This is a genomic window from Enterobacter sp. Lyrl_3 (genome assembly GCF_051948675.1).
In the GTDB taxonomy this organism is placed as follows: Bacteria; Pseudomonadota; Gammaproteobacteria; order Enterobacterales; family Enterobacteriaceae; genus Enterobacter; species Enterobacter cloacae.
The window spans coordinates 191,732-211,010 of record NZ_JAYJLI010000003.1; the positions used below are offsets into that span (position 1 = coordinate 191,732).

A 19,279-nucleotide genomic window follows, 5' to 3' on the forward strand; every position below is an offset into this window, starting at 1 on the left:
CGACATGGTTGGCCGCTGTAAAGCGGCCTTTTTTATTGCCTGCGTTTCGCCACGAGGGTGAATTTGTAATCGTCGGTATTGAACACGTTGCGGCTGTATTCGAAAACCCGGCCATCTTTCAGGAAACCGCGGGAGACTTTTTCCAGGATCGGTTTTGCCGGATCGAGCGCCAGCGCGGCAATTGCCTCTTCTGAGGGCATGACCGGCACCAGCTCCTGTTCACTGCGATCGATGACCAGCTTTTTGATCTGTTCAACGTAGTGGTATTTCGACTTTTCCATCACTTCCCAGGTGAGGTCGGGGAACATCGCCAGCGGCATCCAGGTTTCTTCCAGGTTTACCGGCTTCTGCTTGATGAAGCGTACGCGCTTGACGTGCCAGACCTTATCATCCTCGCCAATTGCCAGCGTAGCCGCGAGTCTTGTATCGGCTTTTACCACTTCAAAAATTTTAACGTCGCTGTGCGTATCAACGTTGCGATCCGCCAGTTTTTCGTAAAAGCCGGTGAGCTGGTAAATGTCGTAATTGACCCGCTCCTCTTTTACATATGAACCACTGCCCTGGATGCTTTCGATGATCTGTTCGTCGGCAAGCAGTTTCAGGGCCTGCCGGACGGTGACGCGGCTGACGCTAAACGCCTCCTGAAGGCTGGATTCCGTTGGTAGCGCGTCACCCGGTTTTAATTCTCCGGCGTTAATTTTTTCGCGGAAGACATCCGCTATCTGCCGGTATCGCGGTTTATTGCCCATTTTATTGCGCCTGATTAATACCTTTTCTGAGAATTATGCATTCAACTAATGATTTGTAAATAATACAACTTAAATACAAATGTTGATGTTAGTGAAAATGATTACATAAATGTATTATCCGCTCTGCCACAATCCTCCGCAGACTATAACGATGCAACTGTGAGGATCTCTATGAACCTGACGACCCTGACCGATCCGCGTGCTGTCTGCGTTCAGGCGCAGTTTACCCGCCGTGATGAGGCAATACGTCAGCTCGCGATGCGGCTGGAGGCGCTGGGCAAAATCACTGACGCCGAGGCTTTTCTGGTGGACGTTTTTCAACGGGAATCGCTTGGCCCAACCGCGCTGGGTGAGGGGCTGGCTGTCCCCCATGGCAAATCGGCCACGGTAAAAGAGGCGGCATTTGCCGTCGCAACGCTGTGCGAGCCGCTGGAATGGGAAGGGGTGGACGGGCCGGAAGAGGTCACGCTCATTTTCCTGCTCGCGATCCCTCCGGCGGAAGCCGGATCAACGCATATTGAGGTGTTAACGGCGCTCACGTCTCGCCTGGCGGATGACGATCTCAGGGCCCGCGTAATGGCGGCGACCACGGCAGAAGGTGTGCTGACCGCGCTGGACGCCGCACCCGGGGAACAGGCCGACGCCATCCAGGAGAGTGCCCCGACTATTGTCTGCGTTACCGCCTGCCCGGCCGGGATTGCCCACACCTATATGGCAGCGGAGTACCTGGAAAAAGCGGGACGCAGGATGGGCGTCAACGTGGTGGTGGAAAAGCAGGGGGCGAACGGTATTGAGGGACGCCTCACCTCGCAGCAACTGCAGGAGGCCAGAGCATGTATCTTTGCCGCAGAAGTGGCGATCAAAGAGAGTGAACGCTTTGCGGGGATCCCCACCGTTTCCGTACCCGTTGCGGAGCCACTACGCCATGCTGAAGCGTTAATAGAACGCGCGATGGCGTTAAAGCCTGCCGACGCTGCGCGGCATGCGCCCGTCGATACTGAAACAAAAAAGAGTGTCAAAACCGAGCTCAAGCAGGCGCTCCTGAGCGGCATCTCCTTTGCGGTGCCGTTGATTGTCGCCGGTGGTACGGTGCTGGCCGTGTCGGTATTGCTGGCGCAAATTCTGGGGCTGCAGCACTTATTCGATCAGGAAAATTCGTGGCTGTGGATGTACCGCAAGCTTGGCGGCGGCATGCTTGGCATGCTGATGGTTCCCGTTCTGGCGGCGTATACCGCTTACTCACTGGCGGATAAACCGGCGCTGACGCCGGGTTTCGCTGCCGGTCTGGCTGCCAATATGATTGGTTCCGGTTTTCTGGGTGCCATCGCAGGCGGGCTGATTGCGGGATACCTGATGCGCTGGGTAAAAAATCATATTCGTCTCAGTAGCCGCTTCAACGGCTTCTTAACCTTTTATCTTTATCCGGTTATTGGCGTACTGGGCGCAGGCAGCCTGATGCTGTTTGTGATCGGCGAACCGGTGGCCTGGATAAACAACGCGCTCACCGCCTGGCTTAATGGTCTTTCTGGCGCGAATGCGCTGCTCCTGGGCGCGATCCTTGGCTTTATGTGTTCGTTCGATTTGGGCGGGCCGGTCAACAAAGCCTCCTACGCGTTCTGCCTCGGGGCAATGGCCAACGGGGTATATGGCCCCTATGCGATTTTCGCCTCCGTCAAGATGGTCTCGGCCTTTACCGTAACGGCGTCAACGATGCTGGCGCCGAGATTGTTTAAACCGTTTGAAATTGAAACCGGCAAATCAACGTGGCTGCTTGGCCTCGCGGGCATTACCGAAGGGGCGATACCGATGGCGATTGAAGATCCCTTCCGCGTCATTGGCTCATTTGTGCTGGGCTCCATGGTGACAGGGGCGATTGTTGGCGCGATGGGGATCGGCCTGTCCACGCCGGGCGCAGGCATTTTCTCGCTCTTTTTACTTCATGATGCAGGGCTGAGCGGTGTGGTTGCAGCGGCAGGCTGGTTTGGCGCGGCGCTGGTGGGGACCGCTATCTCCACATTTATTCTGCTGCTCTGGCGACGTCAGGCGGTCAAAACGGGCAAATACATCACTGAAGACGCCATACCGTAAAACGCACAACACAGGAAACGAAGATGAAAGCTGTATCTCGCGTTCATATCACGCCGCATATGCACTGGGACCGTGAGTGGTACTTCACCACCGAAGAGTCGCGTATTCTTCTGGTCAATAATATGGAAGAGATCCTGACCCGTCTGGAGCAGGACGAGGCCTATAAATATTACGTTCTCGACGGACAGACGGCAGTGCTGGAGGATTACTTTGCCGTCAAGCCCGAAAACCGCTCGCGGGTGAAGGCACTTGTCGAGCGCGGAAAACTGATTATCGGCCCGTGGTATACCCAGACCGATACCACGATCGTCAGCGGCGAGTCGATTGTCCGCAACCTGATGTACGGTATTCGCGACTGTATGGCGTTCGGCGAGCCGATGATGATCGGTTATCTGCCGGATTCGTTTGGGATGTCAGGCCAGCTTCCGCATATTTATAACGGCTTTGGCATTACCCGCACGATGTTCTGGCGCGGCTGTTCTGAACGACACGGTACCGATAAAACGGAATTTCTCTGGCAGAGCCAGGACGGCAGTGAAGTGACGGCACAGGTGCTGCCGCTGGGCTATGCGATTGGTAAGTACTTACCTGAGGATGAGGCCGGGCTACGAAAACGGCTCGACAGTTATTTCGAGGTCCTGGAAAACGCCTCCATCACCAAAGAGATTTTGCTGCCCAACGGACACGACCAGATGCCGCTGCAGCAGAACCTCTTTGCGGTGATGGAGAAGCTTCGTGAAATCTATCCGCAACGTCAGTTTGTGATGAGCCGCTTCGAGGAGGTGTTTGATCATATTGAGGCGCGGCGCGATGAACTGGCGACGCTGAAAGGGGAGTTTATCGACGGGAAATACATGCGCGTGCACCGGACAATCGGCTCCACGCGCATGGACATTAAAATCGCCCATGCGCGTATCGAGAATAAAATCGTCAACGTGCTTGAGCCGCTGGCGACGCTTGCCTGGACTCTCGGCTTCGACTATCACCACGGTCTGCTGGAGAAAATGTGGAAAGAGATCCTCAAAAATCACGCCCACGACAGCATCGGCTGCTGCTGCAGCGACAAGGTGCATCGCGAGATTGTCTCCCGCTTTGAGCTGGCGGAGGACATGGCTGACAGCCTGGTGCGCTTCTATATGCGCAAGATTGTCGACAACATGCCGCAATCCGACGCCGATAAGCTGGTGATGTTCAACCTGATGCCCTGGCCGCGTGAAGAGGTGATGAACACCACGATTCGGCTGCGCGCCAGCCAGTTTCGTCTGCGTGATGAGAAAGGCAACGAGATCCCGTATTTCATTCGCAGCGCGCGCGAGCTCGACCCTGGTCTCATTGACCGGCAGATTGTCCATTACGGCAACTACGAACCGTTTATGGAGTTTGATATCCAGCTCAGCCAGATCCTGCCGTCGATGGGCTACCGTACGCTGTTTATTGAACCGCACGTAGCCGGAAAGGTGCTCTCTCCGGCGCAAAACACCGGTGCTTTAATCGAAAATGCTTTCTGGCAGATTGATATAAACGACGACGGTACGCTGCGTCTGCGCGACAAAGAAACCGGCCTGATTTACGACCGGGTACTGGAGATTGAAGAGAGTTCGGATGATGGCGATGAGTACGACTACTCGCCTTCACGGGAAGAGTGGAGGCTCACTTCGGCACAGGGCGAGCATCAGGTTGACGTCATACACGAAGCCTGGCAGAGCAGGGCGGTGATCCGCCACCGTATTGCTGTACCGGCAAACCTCTCTGAACGCGCTGCACGTCAGCGAAAGGGTTCTCTTGAGGTGGCATTTGACATTACGCTCAGCCACAACAGCAGACGTATTGATGTGGCGGTGCGTCTGGATAACCAGGCGGATGACCACCGCGTTCGGGTGCTGATCCCCACACCGTTTACGACTCAGCACGTGCTCGCGGATACGCAGTTTGGCACCATTACTCGCCCCGTGCAGGACGCTGCGATGCAACGCTGGCAGGAAGAGGGCTGGAAAGAAGCGCCCGTTCCTGTCTGGAATTTGCTCAACTATGCCGTGCTGCAGGAAAAGCGAAACGGGCTTGCGCTGTTTACAGAAGGACTACGTGAATTTGAAGTGGTGGGCGATACCAAAAAAGCCTTTGCGCTGACTCTGCTGCGCGGCGTGGGGTTACTCGGAAAAGAAGATTTGCTGTTGCGCCCTGGCAGACCTTCGGGGATTAAGATGCCCGTCCCGGATTCCCAGATGCGTGGTCCGTTAACCTGCCGTTTTAGCCTGTTCAGTTTCAGTGGTACCCCTGAAAGCTCGGGCGTCACGCAGCAGGCTAAGGCGTGGTTAACGCCGGTGCAGTGCTATAACAAGATCCCCTGGGATGCGATGAAATTAAACCGTGCGTCGTTCACCACGCCGGAAAGTTACAGTCTGCTGGCGCTTTCCCCGACGGGATGCGTGCTCAGCGCGCTCAAAAAAGCGGAAGATCGGGATGAACTTATTCTTCGCCTGTTCAACCCTTCGGAGTCCAGCGTCTGCGAGACGACGTTATCCGTTAACCCGGCGTTGAAACGGTGCGGCGAAACGGACCTGAATGAACGGTTACTGGATGATCGTGAAGAGCAGGGGATTACCGGCACGTTCAGACCGGGGCAGTCACGAACCTTTAGCATTCTTCTTGCCTGAAAAACGAAAAAAGGCTGCTAAGTGCAGCCTTTTTTCATTAAATAGTCACGCTACGGTGTTAACTTATAGAGCGCGAAAAGTAAATTAAATGTAATTTCGAAGGGTTGCAGTCAAACTCTGGAAAAATAACCTGGCCCGACTACGCTTTAAGGATTGCCCCGCGTCGAAAAGGTGTTTTTCTTTTGCGTTAATTAAAATCACTACTGTTTATATTTTTTCCCTTCTTCGATAACCAATCACAGCTTTGTATGCACATATCGTTAACATGGTTTTTACCATTCTTACCGCGTTTAAACATAGTTAACATCGGTCGTTGTTTTTGATTTAAATCAAAGTTTAATCCTTGGAAAAAGGTGCTTAAAAGCGCTAAATTGTCCCCGATCAAAATGGTCGAAAAGTGGTAATTTTGCTATAAATTGATCGCCGTCGAAAAACGTAAATATGATTCAATAAAAACCTGTTTATTGTAAGGGTTTTGCAGCGTATTATATTTGCGGGACCAATTTGAGTTTTTTATTAACGTATTTGTAACCTTTCATCACTGCTTTTTCATTCTGTAGAGAATAGGCAACGAAGAAGGGGAGCAGATAACTTTGTATTGGGGCATGCGTGTGGATCCTTTTCCTGGGGTTCACTCTCGGAGTCTTCATGCGATGAGCAAGGAGTCATAATGTTAGACGTAGTCGAACTGTCGCGCTTACAGTTTGCCTTGACCGCGATGTACCACTTCCTGTTTGTGCCGCTGACGCTCGGTATGGCGTTCCTGCTGGCCATCATGGAAACGGTATACGTTCTGTCCGGCAAACAGATTTATAAAGATATGACCAAGTTCTGGGGCAAGTTGTTTGGTATCAACTTCGCACTGGGCGTGGCTACCGGTTTGACCATGGAGTTCCAGTTCGGGACTAACTGGTCATATTATTCCCACTATGTAGGGGATATCTTCGGTGCGCCGCTGGCCATTGAAGGTCTGATGGCCTTCTTCCTCGAATCCACCTTTGTAGGTCTGTTCTTCTTCGGCTGGGACCGTCTGGGCAAAGTCCAGCATATGGCGGTGACCTGGCTGGTGGCATTAGGGTCTAACCTGTCCGCGCTGTGGATCCTGGTGGCAAACGGCTGGATGCAGAACCCGATTGCGTCTGATTTCAACTTCGAAACCATGCGTATGGAGATGGTCAGCTTTGCCGAGCTGGTCCTGAACCCGGTTGCTCAGGTTAAATTCGTCCACACCGTGGCCTCTGGCTATGTGTGCGGCGCGATGTTCATTCTGGGCATCAGCTCCTACTATATGCTGCGTGGTCGTGACTTCGCCTTCGCTAAACGTTCCTTTGCTATCGCTGCAAGCTTCGGTATGGCTGCCATCCTCTCCGTTATCGTGCTGGGTGATGAATCCGGTTATGAAATGGGTGACGTACAGAAAACCAAGCTCGCCGCAATCGAAGCTGAATGGGAAACCCAACCGGCCCCGGCTGCCTTTACCCTGTTCGGTATTCCGGACCAGGACGCCCAGGAAAACCGCTTCGCCATTCAAATTCCTTATGCGCTGGGTATCATCGCCACCCGTTCTGTTGACAAACAGGTGACGGGGCTGAAAGAGCTAATGGAGCAGCACGAAGGCCGTATCCGTAACGGTATGAAAGCCTACGCTCTGCTGGAACAGCTGCGTGCCGGTTCTACCGACCAGGCCGTTCGTGACCAATTCAACGACGTGAAGAAAGATCTGGGCTACGGTCTGCTGCTGAAACGCTATACCCCGAACGTCTCCGACGCGACGGAAGCGCAGATCCAGATGGCAACCAAAGACTCTATTCCACGCGTAGCGCCACTCTACTTTGCATTCCGCATCATGGTAGGCTGCGGCATCATCATGCTGCTGATCATTGCGGCGTCCTTCTGGTCTGTGATTCGTAACCGCATCGGCGAGAAAAAATGGCTGCTGCGTACGGCGCTGTATGCTATCCCGCTGCCGTGGATCGCAATTGAGTCCGGCTGGTTTGTTGCGGAGTATGGACGTCAGCCATGGGCGATTGGTGAGGTGCTGCCAACGGCGGTGGCCAACTCCTCGCTGACAGCAGGCGATCTGATCTTCTCAATGCTGCTGATCTGTGGTCTCTACACCCTGTTCCTGGTAGCTGAACTGTTCCTGATGTTCAAGTTCGCGCGCCTTGGCCCAAGCAGCCTGAAAACCGGTCGCTATCACTACGAGCAGTCCGGTGTGACTACTCAGCCGGCACGCTAAGACAGGAGTCATCAAATGATCGATTATGAAGTATTGCGTTTTATCTGGTGGCTGTTGATCGGTGTTCTGCTGATCGGTTTTGCTGTCACGGATGGTTTCGACATGGGGGTGGGGATGCTCACCCGTTTCCTCGGTCGTAATGACACCGAGCGTCGAATCATGATCAACTCCATCGCCCCGCACTGGGACGGTAACCAGGTGTGGCTGATCACCGCAGGCGGCGCGCTGTTCGCTGCCTGGCCGATGGTTTACGCGGCTGCGTTCTCCGGTTTCTACGTGGCGATGATTCTGGTTCTGGCGTCTTTATTCTTCCGTCCGGTCGGTTTTGACTACCGTTCCAAGATTGAAGACACCCGCTGGCGTAACATGTGGGACTGGGGCATCTTCATTGGTAGCTTCGTTCCACCGCTGGTGATTGGTGTGGCATTCGGTAACCTGCTGCAGGGTGTACCGTTCCACATGGACGAGTACATGCGTCTTTACTACACCGGTAATTTCTTCCAGCTGCTGAATCCGTTTGGTCTGCTGGCAGGCGTAGTCAGTGTGGCGATGATCATCACCCAGGGCGCAACCTATCTGCAGATGCGTACTGTTGGTGAGCTGCATCTGCGTTCTCGTGCAACGGCTCAGGTTGCTGCCCTGATCACACTGGTCTGCTTCGCGCTGGCAGGTGTTTGGGTGGTCTACGGTATTGATGGTTACGTGGTGACGTCTGCGATTAACCACGTCGCGCCGTCTAACCCGCTGACCAAAGAAGTGGCGCGTGAGGCCGGTGCATGGCTGGTGAACTTCAACGCGATGCCTGTGCTGTGGGCTATTCCGGCGTTGGGTGTGTTGCTGCCGCTGCTGACGGTTCTGACGTCTCGTCTGGAAAAAGGCGCTCTGGCGTTCGTGTTCTCATCACTGACGCTGGCGTGCATCATCCTGACTGCAGGTATCGCTATGTTCCCATTCGTGATGCCATCCAGCACCATGCTGAATGCTAGCCTGACCATGTGGGATGCAACCTCCAGCCATATGACGCTGAACTTAATGACTTATGTTGCTTGCGTGTTCGTTCCGATTGTTCTGGCCTACACCATCTGGTGTTACTGGAAAATGTTCGGTCGTATCACTAAAGAACATATCGAAAGCAACACCCACTCTATGTACTAAGTAAGGAGCTGAATATGTGGTATTTCGCATGGATTTTAGGGACGCTTCTTGCCTGTGCTTTTGGTGTCATCACTGCCCTGGCGCTTGAGCACGTTGAAGCGACCAAAGCGGGTGAAGAAAAACACTAATGAAGATTATCGCAACGTTATATGCGGTAATGGATAAGCGCCCGTTACGGGCGCTTTCTTTAGTGATGGCATTACTGCTGGCAGGGTGTATCTTCTGGGACCCTTCGCGTTTTGCAGCGAAGACCAGCGAGCTTGAAATCTGGCACGGCTTTCTCATTATGTGGGCGGTGTGCGCCGGTGTGATCCACGGCGTAGGCTTTCGTCCGAAAGCGATTCACTGGCAGGGCATTTTCTGCCCGCTTATTGCCGATATCGTGCTGCTTGCTGGATTGATTTTCTTCTTCTTCTGAATAAGAAATGTCCGTTAACCATATGGGCTTACCCGAGCCCATAAAAATTTACTCTCCGTTTACTTTCTCCCATTCCAAACCATCATTCCCGCGCGTATAGTAGCGAAGTTTAAAGCATAAACTTTTGTTGCATTACCGGGATGTAAAGTGAATACAACGCTGTTTCGATGGCCGGTTCGTGTCTATTACGAAGATACCGATGCCGGTGGTGTGGTTTACCACGCCAGCTACGTTGCTTTTTATGAACGGGCACGCACAGAGATGCTGCGCCATCATCACTTTAGTCAACAGGTACTGTTGGCTGAGCGAGTTGCCTTCGTGGTACGCAAGATGACGCTTGAGTATTTTGCGCCTGCCAGACTCGACGATATGCTCGAAGTCCAAACTGAAATTACATCAATGCGCGGAACCTCGCTGGTTTTCACGCAGCGGATAGTCAATGCAGAGAACACCGTACTGAACTCAGCTGAAGTACTGATTGTCTGTGTTGATCCAACCATAATGAAGCCTCGTGCGCTTCCTAAGTCTATTGTCGCGGAGTTTAAGCAGTGACTGACATGAATATCCTTGATTTGTTCCTGAAGGCAAGCCTTCTGGTTAAACTTATCATGCTGATTTTGATTGGTTTTTCAATCGCATCCTGGGCCATCATCATCCAGAGAACGCGTATTCTCAATGCGGCTGGCCGTGAAGCGGAAGCGTTTGAAGATAAGTTCTGGTCGGGTATCGAACTGTCCCGTCTGTATCAGGAAAGTCAGGGTCGTCGCGATAGTCTCGCTGGCTCCGAACAAATTTTCTACAGCGGATTCAAAGAGTTTGCCCGTCTGCATCGCGCGAACAGCCATGCACCTGAAGCGGTGGTGGAAGGGGCCTCGCGTGCGATGCGTATCTCCATGAACCGCGAGCTGGAAAATCTCGAAACACACATTCCCTTCCTGGGAACGGTGGGTTCCATCAGCCCGTATATCGGCCTGTTTGGTACGGTGTGGGGGATCATGCACGCCTTTATCGCGCTGGGCGCAGTGAAGCAGGCGACGTTGCAGATGGTTGCACCGGGTATTGCAGAAGCACTGATTGCAACCGCTATCGGTCTGTTTGCGGCAATCCCGGCGGTTATGGCTTACAACCGTCTGAACCAGCGCGTGAATAAACTGGAACTGAACTACGACAACTTCATGGAAGAGTTCACCGCGATTCTGCACCGTCAGGCGTTTACCAGCACCGAGAGCAACAAGGGGTAAACCATGGCCAGATCGCGTGGACGAGGTCGTCGCGAGCTCAAGTCCGAAATCAATATCGTTCCGCTGTTGGACGTACTGCTGGTGTTGCTGCTGATCTTTATGGCGACAGCGCCCATCATTACCCAGAGCGTGGAAGTTGATCTGCCGGATGCGACAGAATCACAGGCGGTAAGCACCAATGACGATCCTCCGGTCATCATTGAGGTTTCCGGCGTAGGGCAATACAGCGTCGTGGTAGAGAAAGATCGTATGGATCAGCTACCGCCGGAGCAGGTGATTGCTGAAGCGCAACGACGCCTGGAGTCTAATCCGAAAACGGTCTTCTTAATCGGTGGTGCGAAAGACGTGCCTTACGATGAAATTATTAAAGCGCTGAACTTGCTACATAGTGCGGGTGTTAAGTCTGTCGGCTTAATGACTCAGCCTATTTGATCATCCGCGTAGTTTTTGGGAACCGATAGTGTCAAAGGCAACCGAACAGAACGACAAGCTTAAGCGAGCGATAATCGTCTCCGCAGTGCTGCATGTGATCCTTTTTGCAGGGCTGATCTGGAGTTCGTTCGACGAGCATATTGATGCATCAGGCGGCGGTGGCGGTTCTTCTATCGACGCCGTCATGGTGGATCCCGGTGCGGTCGTGCAGAACTATAACCGTCAGCAACAGCAGCAGGCGAGTGCAAAACGGGCTGAAGAGCAGCGAGAAAAACAGGCGCAACAGCAAGCGGAGGAACTGCGTGAAAAGCAGGCCGCCGAGCAGGAACGTCTGAAGCAGCTTGAGAAAGAACGTTTGCAGGCGCAGGAAGCCGCGAAAGAGCAGGCACAACAGCAGAAGCAAGCCGAAGAGGCCGCGAAGAAAGCCCAGGAACAGCAAAAGCAGGCGGAAGAGGCGGCAGCGAAAGCCGCAGCGGATGCCAAAGCACAGGCAGATGCCCAGGCGAAATTAGCGGCAGAAGCGGCGAAGAAAGCCGCTGCCGACGCCCAGAAGAAAGCGGAAGCGGAAGCCGCGAAGAAAGCCGCCGCTGATGCTCAGAAGAAAGCGGAAGCAGAAGCCGCGAAAAAAGCCGCTGCTGATGCTCAGAAGAAAGCGGAAGCCGAAGCCGCGAAAAAAGCGGCTCAGGAAGCCGAGAAGAAAGCGGCTGCCGAGGCTGCGAAGAAAGCCGCTGCTGCCGAGAAAGCTGCCGCAGAAAAAGCCGCCGCTGCTGAAAAAGCGGCTGCGGAGAAGAAAGCTGCCGCCGAGAAAGCGGCTGCCGACAAAAAAGCTGCAGCTGAGAAGGCTGCTGCCGATAAAAAAGCGGATGCTGAAAAAGCTGCAGCGAAAAAGGCTGCTGCAGAGAAAGCCGCGGCCGCTGCGGGCGTTGACGATCTGCTGGGCGATCTCAGTTCCGGTAAGAATGCGCCGAAAACAGGCGGTGGGGCGAAGGGGAGTGGTCAGCCGTCTAAAGACAGCGGTACTTCGGGTGCCAACGGTGGAGCGACGGGGGCGGATATCAGCGCTTACGCTAAGCAGATTCAGGTGGCTATTCAGAGTCGCCTGTTTGATGCAGGCCTTTATCAGGGTAAACAGTGCGTGCTGCATATCAACCTTGCGCCAGACGGCCGGTTGAAAAATGTGACGTCTGAAGGGGGCGATCCTGCGCTTTGTCAGGCAGCATTGGCCGCAGCAAGATCGGCGAACATTCCTAAACCGCCTAGTGAGGCTGTTTATGAAAAGATAAAAGATGCCAAACTGGACTTTAAGCTGTAATCGACTCTCCTTACGGAAGTATGGAAAACAGTCTATTGTCGTAACCAGGGTTTAGTAGTTTTGTCTATTTGGGTTTGTTAACATTCTGCTAAATTATCGTGGGTAAGGTTACCCAGATAAGGGAGATATGATGAAGCAGGCATTACGTGTAGCATTTAGTTTCTTAATGCTGTGGGCAGCTGTACTGCACGCAGAAGTACGTATCGAGATCACCCAGGGGGTGGACTCGGCACGCCCAATCGGTGTAGTTCCATTCCAGTGGGCTGGCCCTGGTGCGGCGCCTGAAGATGCCGGTGGCATCGTGGCAGCTGACCTGCGTAACAGCGGTAAATTCAACCCGTTAGATCGTTCTCGTCTGCCTCAGCAGCCGGGTAGCGCGCAGGAAGTTCAACCTGCCGCGTGGTCTGCACTGGGCATTGATGCCGTGGTTGTGGGTCAGGTTACCCCTAACCCGGACGGCTCTTACAACGTGGCCTGGCAGCTGGTGGATACCGGTGGTGCACCGGGTACCGTTCTGGCTCAGAACTCTTATAAGGTCACTAAACAGTACCTGCGCTATGCGGCTCACGCTGCCAGCGATGCGGTATTCGAAAAACTGACCGGTATTAAAGGTGCGTTCCGTACCCGTATCGCCTATGTGGTACAGACCAACGGCGGCCAGTTCCCGTATGAGCTGCGCGTCTCTGACTACGACGGTTACAACCAGTTCCTGGTGAAACGCTCTTCTCAGCCACTGATGTCTCCAGCCTGGTCTCCGGACGGATCTAAACTGGCCTACGTGACCTTCGAAAGCGGTCGTTCTGCGCTGGTTATCCAGACGCTGGCTAACGGTGCTGTTCGTCAGGTGGCGTCGTTCCCGCGTCACAACGGTGCGCCTTCGTTCTCGCCGGACGGCTCTAAGCTGGCCTTTGCGCTGTCCAAAACCGGTAGCCTGAACCTGTACGTGATGGACATTGGTTCTGGTCAGATCCGTCAGGTGACGGATGGTCGCAGCAACAACACGGAACCATCATGGTTCCCGGACAGCCAGAACCTGGCGTTTACCTCTGACCAGGCAGGCCGTCCGCAAATCTATAAAGTGAACATCAACGGCGGTGCTCCGCAGCGTATCACCTGGGAAGGCTCTCAGAACCAGAACGCAGATGTGAGCAGCGACGGTAAATTTATGGTAATGGTCAGCTCCAACGGTGGGCAGCAGCACATTGCCAAACAAGATCTGGTAGCGGGTGGCGTCCAAGTTCTGTCGTCAACGTTCCTGGATGAAACGCCAAGTCTGGCACCTAACGGCACTATGGTAATCTACAGCTCTTCTCAGGGGATGGGATCTGTGCTGAATCTGGTTTCTACAGATGGGCGTTTCAAAGCGCGTATTCCGGCAACTGATGGACAGGTAAAATCCCCTGCCTGGTCGCCGTATCTGTAAATAATAATTAATTGATTACTAAAGGAATCATAGAAATGCAACTGAACAAAGTGCTGAAGGGGCTGATGATCGCTCTGCCTGTAATGGCAATCGCAGCGTGTTCTTCTAACAAGAACGCCAGCAATGACCAGAGCGGCGAAGGCATGATGGGTGCCGGCACCGGTATGGACGCGAACGGCAATGGCAACATGTCCTCTGAAGAGCAAGCGCGTCTTCAGATGCAGCAGCTGCAGCAGAACAACATCGTTTACTTCGATCTGGATAAATACGACATCCGTTCTGACTTCGCTGCGATGCTGGATGCTCACGCTAACTTCCTGCGTAGCAACCCGTCTTACAAAGTCACCGTAGAAGGTCACGCGGACGAACGTGGTACACCAGAGTACAACATCTCCCTGGGTGAACGTCGTGCTAACGCTGTTAAAATGTACCTGCAGGGTAAAGGCGTTTCTGCTGACCAGATCTCCATCGTTTCTTACGGTAAAGAAAAACCTGCAGTACTGGGTCATGACGAAGCGGCGTACGCCAAAAACCGTCGTGCCGTACTGGTTTACTAAGAGAATTGCATGAGCAGTAACTTCAGACATCATCTGTTGAGTCTGTCGTTACTGGTTGGAATAGCGGCCCCCTGGGCCGCTTTTGCTCAGGCACCAATCAGTAGTGTCGGCTCAGGCTCGGTGGAAGACCGGGTCACTCAACTCGAGCGTATCTCTAACGCTCACAGTCAGCTTTTAACCCAACTCCAGCAACAACTTTCCGATAACCAAACTGATATCGACTCCCTCCGTGGTCAGATTCAGGAGAGCCAGTATCAGCTTAACCAGGTTGTGGAACGTCAAAAGCAGATCTTGCTGCAGATTGATAGCCTGAGCAGCGGGGGGGCAGCAGCGCAACCAGCAGCGGGCGATCAAAGCGGAGCGGCCACAGACGCGCCAGCGCCTTCAGCCGATGCCTCTGCTGCGACAGGGGCGCCTGTGCAGAGCGGTGACGCGAATACGGATTACAACGCGGCCATTGCACTGGTACAGGATAAATCGCGCCAGGATGATGCTATCGTTGCGTTTCAGAACTTCGTTAAGAAGTACCCGGATTCCACTTACCAGCCAAACGCAAATTACTGGCTGGGTCAGTTGAATTACAACAAGGGTAAAAAAGACGATGCGGCGTTTTATTTCGCTTCTGTGGTGAAAAATTACCCGAAATCGCCAAAAGCGCCTGATGCGATGTTTAAGGTCGGCGTGATCATGCAGGACAAAGGTGACACTGCGAAAGCCAAAGCGGTTTATCAGCAGGTGGTTGCAAAATTCCCGGGCACGGAAGGGGCCAAACAGGCGCAAAAACGTCTGAGTTCGATGGGATGATTATCGCATGACCAGAAATCGCGTTATTTCTGGTCGTGCAGCATGATTACTAAGCAGTTAAGTGATCTTCATCGAAATTTTTGTTGCGCAGAATTCTTAAATCAGTAATATATGCCGCCGTTGCCACGGGATATCAAACAACGTGAAAGCAGCGTAAAAGTGGGTCGTTAGCTCAGTTGGTAGAGCAGTTGACTTTTAATCAATTGGTCGCAGGTTCGAATCCTGCACGACCCACCACTTAAAGCAGTTCCGGCAGTACAGAGTGGGTGATTAGCTCAGTTGGTAGAGCATCTCCTTTACACGGAGGGGGTCGGCGGTTCGAGCCCGTCATCACCCACCACTCGGGTCGTTAGCTCAGTTGGTAGAGCAGTTGACTTTTAATCAATTGGTCGCAGGTTCGAATCCTGCACGACCCACCAATTTTAATGTCTTACTCAGATATTAAACGTGAAGGATAACGTTGCTTTAGCAACGGCCCGAAGGGCGAGGCGAAGCCGAGTCATCCTGCACGACCCACCACTTCAAACGTGGAACCGAGTAAAATCTTCGAAGTCAGCACCCGAATGGGTCGTTAGCTCAGTTGGTAGAGCAGTTGACTTTTAATCAATTGGTCGCAGGTTCGAATCCTGCACGACCCACCACTTCGAAGAAAAATCCCGCAAGGGGTCGTTAGCTCAGTTGGTAGAGCAGTTGACTTTTAATCAATTGGTCGCAGGTTCGAATCCTGCACGACCCACCAATGTTAAAAAGCGCCCTAAAGGCGCTTTTTTGCTATCTGCAATACAACAAATGCTCCGCACATCTATTCCCGGTGACTTTTCACTCCAGATTCGCTATCTTGTTTAGTATACAAAACACAATTGCCCTGCGTTTTGCTATGTCAGGCAAAAGAAAGGCAATATTGTTAAGCCAGTAAAACGAGAAGCCATAATGAGCGTGATGTTTGATCCTGAAGCCGCAATCTATCCCTTCCCGCCGAAGCCTGTTCCGCTGAACATGGATGAAAAGCAGTTCTACCGTGAGAAAATCAAGCGTCTTCTCAAAGAGCGAGATGCCGTGATGGTGGCACATTACTACACCGACCCGGAAATCCAGCAGCTGGCGGAAGAGACCGGAGGCTGTATTTCTGACTCTCTGGAGATGGCGCGCTTTGGTGCAAAACATCCTGCTTCCACGCTCCTGGTTGCGGGGGTGCGTTTTATGGGGGAAACGGCAAAAATCCTTAGCCCTGAAAAAACCATCCTGATGCCAACGCTGAACGCGGAGTGTTCACTGGATCTCGGCTGTCCGATTGACGAATTCTCGGCCTTCTGCGATGCCCATCCTGACCGGACCGTGGTGGTGTACGCTAATACGTCGGCAGCAGTGAAAGCGCGCGCAGACTGGGTTGTTACGTCGAGCATCGCCGTTGAACTGATTGAGCACCTGGACAGCCTGGGTGAGAAAATTATCTGGGCACCCGACCGCCATCTGGGAAGCTACGTCCAGAAGCAGACCGGGGCAGACGTGCTCTGCTGGCAGGGCGCCTGCATCGTTCATGACGAGTTCAAGACGCAGGCACTGGCCCGCATGAAGGCGCTTTACCCTGACGCCGCTATTCTTGTTCATCCTGAATCACCGCAGTCGATTGTCGACATGGCCGATGCCGTGGGTTCAACCAGCCAGCTTATTAATGCTGCCAGAACGTTGCCGCATAAGCAGCTTATCGTGGCGACCGATCGCGGTATCTTCTACAAGATGCAGCAGGCCGTGCCGGAGAAAGAGCTCCTCGAAGCGCCAACCGCAGGCGAGGGGGCCACGTGCCGCAGCTGTGCGCACTGTCCGTGGATGGCGATGAACGGCCTGAAAGCGATTGCCGAAGGGTTAGAAACCGGCGGTGCGGCGCATGAAATCCATGTGGATGCCGCTCTGCGTGAAGGCGCGTTAGTTCCACTTAACCGCATGCTGGATTTTGCGGCTACACTACGTACTTAATTCACTACGTCCCGGGGAAAAGATGGATTTTTTTAGCACACAAAACATTCTGGTTCATATACCGATTGGTGCAGGTGGCTATGACCTGTCATGGATTGAGGCCGTTGGCACGCTGGCGGGATTACTCTGTATCTGGCTCGCAAGCCTGGAGAAGATAAGCAATTACGCGTTCGGGCTCATTAACGTTACGCTGTTTGCGATTATCTTCTTCCAGATCCAGCTCTACGCAAGCTTGCTTTTGCAGCTGTTCTTTTTTGCGGCCAATATCTACGGGTGGTACGCGTGGTCGCGGCAGAACAGCCAGCAGGAGGCCGAGCTGCAGATCCGCTGGTTACCCTTGCCGAAAGCCATCGCCTGGTTTGTCGCGTGTGTGGTCGCCATTGGTTTAATGACGGTCTACATCAACCCGGTATTTGCTTTCCTGACCCGCATTGCTGTGGCGGCCATGTCCGGCATCGGGTTACAGGTGACAATGCCTGTGCTTCAGCCGGATGCTTTCCCGTTCTGGGATTCCTGCATGATGGTGCTGTCCATTGCGGCGATGATCCTGATGACCCGTAAATACGTTGAGAACTGGCTGCTGTGGGTCATCATCAATGTCATCAGCGTGGTGATTTTCGCCCTGCAGGGCGTCTATGCGATGTCACTTGAATATCTGCTGTTGACCTTCATTGCCCTGAACGGAAGCCGGATGTGGATTAACAGCGCGCGTGAGCGAGGCTCTCACGCGCTCTCCAATTAATGGTGATGATGATGTGAATGGTCGGACTGCGCCTCATTCAGGTGGCAATCCGGCCCGTTACAGGGCTGGTACTCCATCTGGATGGTCGCGTGACCAATTTCATAGTGATGTTCAAGAAAGTGCTGGATGCGTTCGAGCAGCGCATCGTGGTCGTGCGGCGGGATCACCTGGACGTGCAACGTCATAACCGGTTTCTCGCCCACCAGCCAGACATGCACGTGGTGGACGTTACGTACTTCAGGAACTGAACGATGCAGATTACGCTTTAACTCGGCGATATCCACAGAGGCGGGGGCCCCCTCCAGCAACTCATTGACGCTCTCCTTCAATAGCCGCCAGGCGCTGCGTAACACCAGACACGAGACCAGTACAGAAAGAATAGGGTCGACAGGCGTCCAGCCGGTGTAGAGGATCACCAGTGCGGCAACTATGGCTCCCACCGAGCCCAGTAAATCTCCCATCACATGCAGAGCCGCGGCGCGTACGTTAAGGTTCTTTTCACCACTGCCGCGATGCAAAATCCAGAAGGCCAGAAGATTGGCAAGCAGCCCCGCCACGGCGATCGCCATCATTGTCATCCCGGCGACCGGCTGAGGGTGTCTGAAGCGCTGAATGGCCTCCCAGACGATAAGAAGGGTAATGACCACCAGCGCAATCGCATTAACAAACGCGGCAAGCGTCGTCAGCCTCAGCCAGCCGAACGTATGGCGTGCATTAGGAGGACGACGGGCAAACTGTACGGCCAGGAGGGCAAAAAGCAGCGCTGCTGCATCGGTAAGCATATGTCCGGCGTCAGCCAGCAGCGCCAGGGAGCCGGAGATCAAACCACCGATCACCTCAATAATCATGAAGGTGGCGGTAACGCCGAAGGCCAGCAGCAGGCGTTTAGCGTTGTCGTCGCCGGAGGCGTGGGAATGCGTGTGTGCCATGTTATCTTTCCTGATTCGTTATTGTTATTAGTGTAGCGTTTTTAATAAGTTACTCAAAAAGAAAGGAGAGCCTGAGCTCTCCTTTCGCAGTTAAATCAATAACCGGTTACTGGGTTGTACCATCCGTTTTGGTATTGGCATCATCGCCCACTTTGTCATTCGCGTCCGGGCAACGGCCGTCTTTACACATTGTGTTTTTGTGAACCTCATCCTTGCTCATATTGTCATGATTCATGGTGCCGGAGTCGGTACCATCAGGGTGCAGCATCGTGCCGCCGGTATTCGTGTTCCCGTTATTAATTTGGCTGTTATCGACATTGTTCGGGGCGACATTCTGTTTGGCATCAGGGGCCACCTGGCCTGCTGACGCAGCCGCGTTAGCATCGCCGTTACCCGATGAGCTCGTTTCAGCCGCAAGGACGCTGCCGCTTGCCAGGGTAAGGGTTGCCGTCAGGAAGAGAGTTGCCAGTTTCGTCATTTTCATCATGGTGCTCCTGTTCTTGTCGTTACGCTGGATAACATTCTCCAACAGTGCATCTTTTTCAGAGGCGAAAGATCCCGC

Annotated in this window: 18 protein-coding genes and 5 tRNA genes; 20 read left to right on the forward strand and 3 right to left on the reverse strand. The window is 53.5% G+C overall.

The annotated features are described in order from the left end of the window. Positions 1-32: 32 nt before the first annotated feature. Positions 33-749: a GntR family transcriptional regulator gene (locus tag VF709_RS08645; RefSeq protein ID WP_013097539.1), complete on the reverse strand. Its 717-nt coding sequence runs from the start codon at positions 747-749 to the stop codon at positions 33-35. A 171-nt stretch (positions 750-920) separates the two neighbouring features. Between VF709_RS08645 and mngA the strand changes: the two genes are divergently transcribed. From mngA to pnuC, 20 genes are all read left to right on the forward strand, one after another. Further along, positions 921-2,837, forward strand: coding sequence for a PTS 2-O-a-mannosyl-D-glycerate transporter subunit IIABC (gene mngA, locus VF709_RS08650; protein ID WP_062934965.1), 1,917 nt, complete (start codon positions 921-923; stop codon positions 2,835-2,837). A gap of 23 nt (positions 2,838-2,860) precedes the next feature. Then, on the forward strand, positions 2,861-5,491 hold the full coding sequence (gene mngB / locus VF709_RS08655; protein ID WP_149896848.1) for a mannosylglycerate hydrolase: 2,631 nt from the start codon (positions 2,861-2,863) through the stop codon (positions 5,489-5,491). A 670-nt stretch (positions 5,492-6,161) separates the two neighbouring features. Beyond that, positions 6,162-7,730, forward strand: coding sequence for a cytochrome ubiquinol oxidase subunit I (cydA, locus tag VF709_RS08660; protein WP_013097536.1), 1,569 nt, complete (start codon positions 6,162-6,164; stop codon positions 7,728-7,730). Between the two features lie 15 nt (positions 7,731-7,745). After that, positions 7,746-8,885 (forward strand): cytochrome d ubiquinol oxidase subunit II, encoded by a 1,140-nt coding sequence (gene cydB, locus VF709_RS08665; RefSeq protein WP_013097535.1) that lies wholly within the window; start codon positions 7,746-7,748, stop codon positions 8,883-8,885. 14 nt (positions 8,886-8,899) lie between these two features. After that, positions 8,900-9,013 carry a cytochrome bd-I oxidase subunit CydX gene (cydX, locus tag VF709_RS08670; protein ID WP_003858598.1) on the forward strand — a complete coding sequence of 38 codons (114 nt, stop codon included), beginning with the start codon at positions 8,900-8,902 and terminating at the stop codon, positions 9,011-9,013. Beyond that, a complete protein-coding gene (ybgE, locus tag VF709_RS08675; protein WP_013097534.1) occupies positions 9,013-9,303 on the forward strand; it encodes a cyd operon protein YbgE in 291 nt (96 codons plus the stop codon). The genes cydX and ybgE overlap by 1 nt, the downstream gene beginning before the upstream one ends. A gap of 147 nt (positions 9,304-9,450) precedes the next feature. Next, positions 9,451-9,855, forward strand: coding sequence for a tol-pal system-associated acyl-CoA thioesterase (gene ybgC, locus VF709_RS08680; protein WP_003858593.1), 405 nt, complete (start codon positions 9,451-9,453; stop codon positions 9,853-9,855). Beyond that, entirely contained in the window at positions 9,852-10,544 is a 693-nt protein-coding gene (tolQ, locus tag VF709_RS08685) for a Tol-Pal system protein TolQ (RefSeq protein WP_013097532.1), read from the forward strand. The genes ybgC and tolQ overlap by 4 nt, the downstream gene beginning before the upstream one ends. A 3-nt stretch (positions 10,545-10,547) precedes the next feature. Next, positions 10,548-10,976 carry a colicin uptake protein TolR gene (gene tolR / locus VF709_RS08690; RefSeq protein WP_003858589.1) on the forward strand — a complete coding sequence of 143 codons (429 nt, stop codon included), beginning with the start codon at positions 10,548-10,550 and terminating at the stop codon, positions 10,974-10,976. A 28-nt stretch (positions 10,977-11,004) separates the two neighbouring features. After that, positions 11,005-12,288: a cell envelope integrity protein TolA gene (tolA, locus tag VF709_RS08695; RefSeq protein ID WP_440231285.1), complete on the forward strand. Its 1,284-nt coding sequence runs from the start codon at positions 11,005-11,007 to the stop codon at positions 12,286-12,288. A gap of 130 nt (positions 12,289-12,418) precedes the next feature. Continuing rightward, on the forward strand, positions 12,419-13,711 hold the full coding sequence (gene tolB / locus VF709_RS08700) for a Tol-Pal system beta propeller repeat protein TolB (RefSeq protein WP_013097529.1): 1,293 nt from the start codon (positions 12,419-12,421) through the stop codon (positions 13,709-13,711). A 35-nt stretch (positions 13,712-13,746) separates the two neighbouring features. Beyond that, entirely contained in the window at positions 13,747-14,268 is a 522-nt protein-coding gene (pal, locus tag VF709_RS08705) for a peptidoglycan-associated lipoprotein Pal (protein ID WP_006177214.1), read from the forward strand. 9 nt (positions 14,269-14,277) lie between these two features. Next, positions 14,278-15,072 (forward strand): cell division protein CpoB, encoded by a 795-nt coding sequence (gene cpoB, locus VF709_RS08710; RefSeq protein ID WP_013097528.1) that lies wholly within the window; start codon positions 14,278-14,280, stop codon positions 15,070-15,072. A 161-nt stretch (positions 15,073-15,233) separates the two neighbouring features. Further along, a tRNA-Lys gene (locus tag VF709_RS08715) sits at positions 15,234-15,309 on the forward strand. A 27-nt stretch (positions 15,310-15,336) separates the two neighbouring features. Then, positions 15,337-15,412 (forward strand) — tRNA-Val (locus tag VF709_RS08720). Between the two features lie 3 nt (positions 15,413-15,415). Beyond that, positions 15,416-15,491 (forward strand) — tRNA-Lys (locus VF709_RS08725). Positions 15,492-15,637: 146 nt separating this feature from the next. Continuing rightward, a tRNA-Lys gene (locus VF709_RS08730) sits at positions 15,638-15,713 on the forward strand. Positions 15,714-15,735: 22 nt separating this feature from the next. Further along, positions 15,736-15,811: transfer RNA gene (locus VF709_RS08735), tRNA-Lys, on the forward strand. Positions 15,812-16,002: 191 nt separating this feature from the next. Further along, positions 16,003-17,046, forward strand: coding sequence for a quinolinate synthase NadA (gene nadA / locus VF709_RS08740; RefSeq protein ID WP_058650391.1), 1,044 nt, complete (start codon positions 16,003-16,005; stop codon positions 17,044-17,046). Positions 17,047-17,068: 22 nt separating this feature from the next. Beyond that, complete coding sequence (pnuC, locus tag VF709_RS08745) at positions 17,069-17,788, forward strand: nicotinamide riboside transporter PnuC (protein ID WP_058650392.1); 720 nt, start codon at positions 17,069-17,071, stop codon at positions 17,786-17,788. Here the strand turns inward: pnuC and zitB are convergent. Further along, positions 17,785-18,717 carry a CDF family zinc transporter ZitB gene (zitB, locus tag VF709_RS08750; protein ID WP_013097525.1) on the reverse strand — a complete coding sequence of 311 codons (933 nt, stop codon included), beginning with the start codon at positions 18,715-18,717 and terminating at the stop codon, positions 17,785-17,787. The two genes, pnuC and zitB, sit on opposite strands and share 4 nt — an antisense overlap. A gap of 106 nt (positions 18,718-18,823) precedes the next feature. Beyond that, entirely contained in the window at positions 18,824-19,201 is a 378-nt protein-coding gene (locus VF709_RS08755; RefSeq protein ID WP_020685076.1) for a YbgS-like family protein, read from the reverse strand. Positions 19,202-19,279: the final 78 nt, after the last annotated feature.